The sequence below is a fragment of the Arcticibacter sp. genome (assembly GCF_045629565.1).
GTDB lineage: Bacteria > Bacteroidota > Bacteroidia > Sphingobacteriales > Sphingobacteriaceae > Arcticibacter.
On the sequence record NZ_JAZQRL010000017.1, the window covers coordinates 1 to 1,717 of the forward strand.

The following is a 1,717-nucleotide window of genomic DNA, read 5'->3' on the forward strand; positions in this document are numbered from 1 at the left end:
AGTTTGGCACGTTCGCCTGAATCCATCAGGTTATTTACGCCTCCTTGCAATACAAAGGAGCTGACTTCTGCGGCCAGGGCCGTTCCCCGGCGCTTAAACTCACGGGCTCCTCCTTCGGCAAACAGCAACAGTGCTGGATTACTTTGGGCCAGGGAAACGGCCTTGTTTACATCGGTTACAATATCCACGCTGATCTCGGCAATATCCTGTATGGCCAGCAGCGAACGGACGGCACCGGATACCTCACTTAGACCGCGGTAGATCTGCTGCTGCAAATCGTTTACGATGACCAGCTGCCCGGTAACGGCCAGCTGCCCCCGCTGGATCAATGTCAGGTTATCATTGGTTTTATTGAGCTGCCCGTTGATAACGCCGGAATGGAAGGCCATCGCGCCCGCCGTGGTAGGGTCCACATAAATCTGGGCAAAAACAGGGCAGCCTGCCAGGCATAGTCCTGCTAATAAAAGTAGTCGTTTCATACAAAATCAGGTTTAAAAAATTCAGTGGAACCTGGTTCAGGTAGCCCATCACGGTTGATCTGGCGGACAAATGCATCCAGGGACAGGCCACTTTTTTGCAGATCCGAGACAAAGGCTTCCAGTGCGGTCTGGTAAGTCCCGTAGGCGTTCGTATAAATCTCCACTGCGCTTTTTTCCGGCTTTTCAGTGGTGTAGGCCAGATACTGAAAAATGGAAACTTCTACTCCGTATACCTCTCCCGAAGCGCCGCGACGGATATAGACCTCTTTAAAACGCCCCCTGTTATCGGTGTTGTCCAGCTTGTTGATGGTAAATATCTTCTTCTGCTCGGTTTCGGTGACGGCCAGGAGTTTGGCGATCTCTTTATAATTCTCCTTGAACTTACTCTGGTCGAGCAGACAAATGGTATCCGAATTATTAAGGATACTATCCTTGACCACGGCATTGCCGAGTATGTCCCCCAGTTCCTGGGTGACCACGATGGCCTCGCCCCAGAATTTCCTGACTGTCTTGTACAGATAAAGAATGTATGAGGCCATCAATGGGGATGCGATAGCCTTCCACGCTTCTTCAATGATCAGGGCTTTGCGCTGGTCCTTGCGGTGCCTCATCTTCTGGATGAACACATCCATAATAATCAGCGTCACAATGGGAAACAGGATCCGGTTCTCTTTCACCGCATCAATTTCAAATACAATAAACCGTTCAGAAAAAAGGGATGTGTCCGCAGGTTCGTTCAGGATGCTTTCAAATTCACCGTTACGGTAAAATTTCTTTAGCACATATCTGAATTCGTCCAGGTCAAAAGGTATCCTTTCTTCGCTTTTTATCTGAGGTACCTTTTCCATAGCAAACTCATAAAAGGAATTAAAATCCAGTTGCAGAATCTTGTTTTCCTTTCCGTCGTTACTGCTAAAGTACTGGCTGTAGTAGGCTGAGATGACATTGGAAATCACATCACGCTCCACGGCGCTTACAGTTCCTTCGGCGCCCTTCCATAAAAGGCTGATCAAGGTAACAAGGAAGTCCTTTTTTTCAATATTATATTCACCTTCAGAAATCGCAAAAGGATTCATAGTGATTGGTTTGTTATCCGACCAGGTAATGTACTTGCCATTGAAATAATCACTCATACCTGAATAGGAATGTCCGGTATCCACGATCACCACATCCATATTATAGAGCATATACTGCTCAATCAGGGCATTCATAAAAAAACTTTTGCCAGAGCCTGATGG

At 47.2% G+C, this 1,717-nt stretch carries 2 protein-coding genes; both read right to left on the minus strand.

Annotated features, from left to right (window positions below):
- Positions 1-479, minus strand: a 479-nt coding sequence (locus tag ACKI5J_RS02395; protein WP_407426132.1) for a hypothetical protein, incomplete at its 3' end; no start/stop codon positions are given.
- On the minus strand, positions 476-1,717 hold a 1,242-nt coding region (locus ACKI5J_RS02400), incomplete at its 5' end, for a TraG family conjugative transposon ATPase (RefSeq protein ID WP_407426134.1). The genes ACKI5J_RS02395 and ACKI5J_RS02400, both read right to left, overlap by 4 nt.